The 2,252-nt window shown below is 34.7% G+C and carries 2 protein-coding genes; both read left to right on the top strand.

All coding sequences use genetic code 11. The annotated features are described in order from the left end of the window. Window positions 1-112: 112 nt before the first annotated feature. Window positions 113-1,402: an IS21 family transposase gene (gene istA, locus COD11_RS19230; protein WP_098798502.1), complete on the top strand. Its 1,290-nt coding sequence runs from the start codon at window positions 113-115 to the stop codon at window positions 1,400-1,402. Beyond that, on the top strand, window positions 1,395-2,150 hold the full coding sequence (gene istB / locus COD11_RS19235) for an IS21-like element helper ATPase IstB (protein WP_098798503.1): 756 nt from the start codon (window positions 1,395-1,397) through the stop codon (window positions 2,148-2,150). The genes istA and istB overlap by 8 nt, the downstream gene beginning before the upstream one ends. The last annotated feature ends 102 nt before the right edge of the window (window positions 2,151-2,252 follow it).

Raw genomic sequence — 2,252 nt, forward strand, 5'->3', positions numbered from 1 at the left:
GCTCAAGAAGCTGTCCATTTCTATAAATGCTAATTTAAAAATGAACAAAGATGATTACATAAGGATGTACAGTTTTGTGATGTACATGCATACTTAGTTTGAGGTGGAGAGAATGCATGTACAGCTAGATTTAACGACAGAGATAGAAGTAAAAAGTCTAGAAGATTTACCAAAGTTAAAATTTCTAATGGAGAGCTTAAACATGAAAATAAATAAAAGTAAGATAGGGCGAGAATTGGGAGTAGATCGGAGGACTGTGGATCGATATTTAAATGGAAAGGGGCCAAGTAAAACCCGTAATAGAAAATCTAGAATAGATGAGTTATATGGTGTTATATCAGACCTACTCTCAAAGGATTCAATACAAACTTTTTACTACAAGAGAGTTCTTTGGGAGTACTTAAAGGATAACCATAGTTTGAACTGTTCCCAGTCATCTTTCCGACGATACATATCAAACAAACCTGAGTTCCAAGCATATTTTACCGATGGTAAAAGAACTCAAGCAACACAATCTGTTGTTCGTTATGAAACCCCTCCGGGGGAACAGGCTCAATTCGACTGGAAGGAGAACATAAAATACATAACGTGTGATGGGGAGATTATACACGTTAATGTAGGAGTGTTGGTGTTAGGAAATTCAAGGTTTAAGTCTTATGGTTTAACCATGTCCAAATCACAAAGTATATTAATGTCCTTTTTGATGGAGTGCTTTGAAGCAATTGGTGGAGTACCAAAGATCATTTTAACGGACAATATGAAAACAGTAATGGATGAACATAGAACAGAGTATTCAAAAGGAGTGGTTAATGAACGATTTGAACAGTTTGCCAGTGATAGTGGATTTGAAATCAAACCTTGTATTGCAGGAAGGCCAAGGACAAAAGGGAAAGTAGAGAGTATTATGAAGCTCTTAGATGAGATTCATGCTTATCAGGGTAAATTCACTTACGAAGGACTTCACCAATTTGTTCAAAAGCTTTGTGAACGCCATAATCAAAGTTTTAATCAAGGAAATAGAAAGATTCCAATACTTGCTTTAAAACAAGAAAAGAGTCACTTACTCCCCCTACCAAGGAAAGAAATAAGAGACTCTTATAAGATCAAACACAAGCTTGTAAAGGTTAACCCTGCGAGCATGATTACGTACAAATCAAACCAGTATTCAGTACCAGCTGAATACAAAGGGAAAACCGTTGGTTTACAAGTCTATGACGATCACATACATGTATATTATAACACGGATTTGATCGCTCAACATCGAATCAGTAGTAAGGTGCTGAATTATAAGGAAGAACATTATACAGACGTATTGTCACGGGGAATGCCAGACTATCCTGATATTGATGAGCTAGCTAAAAAGAATCTACTGGCAATGGATGAGGTGTATAAAATTGAATAGTAGTTATCAACAATTAGTAAGTAATTTAGAATATTTAAACTTAAAACAGATGATTACTCATCTTAACGATACCATTGATTTTAGTACCAAGAATGAATTATCTCTCGTTGACACATTGATGAAATTAACAAACTATGAAATAGATGTTCGTGAGAAAACAATGATAAATTCAATGGTTAAGGTGGGGGCTTTTCCCCACCGTAAAGAGATAAATGAGTTTAACTTTGATTTTCAACCAACGATAAATAAACAACAAATTCTTGATTTTCTTTCTCTGCGTTTTATCGAAGATAAACAGAATATTATCTTCATGGGAACTAGTGGTGTTGGCAAAACTCACTTAGCGACTTCGATTGGAATCGCTGCAGCCAAAAAACGAACAAGTACCTATTTTATTAAATGTAATGAACTTATCTTAAACTTGAAAAAGGCAAAGCTAGAAAATCGCTTAGAGTCTCGATTAAAGCACTATGGGAAATATAAATTACTAATTATTGATGAAATTGGTTACCTTCCAATTGACAAAGAAGATGCCAAACTATTCTTTCAGCTAATTGATTTGAGATATGAAAAGAAAAGTACAATCTTAACTACAAACATTAGCTTTAAAGAGTGGGATGCGGTGTTCCAGGATTCTAAATTAGCAAATGCAATATTAGATCGTGTATTACACCACGCAACAGTTGTCAATATTGTTGGTCCCTCTTATAGAATTAAGGATCATTTACAAAAAGAAGATGATGATTAATTTTGTACATTCTTAAACGATCAAAATTGTACATCGTTAGCTTGACATTTACAGTATGCCGATAGTCCGAACACGGAAGTTAAGCTCTTGCGCCGATGGTAG

It is taken from the genome of Bacillus sp. AFS040349 (assembly GCF_002577655.1).
GTDB lineage: Bacteria > Bacillota > Bacilli > Bacillales > Bacillaceae > Metabacillus.

What these genes read in the sequence shown, in the direction of transcription:
- istA (WP_098798502.1), top strand. Translation starts at nt 113, where the DNA reads ATGCATGTACAGCTAGATTTAACGACAGAGATAGAAGTAAAAAGTCTA.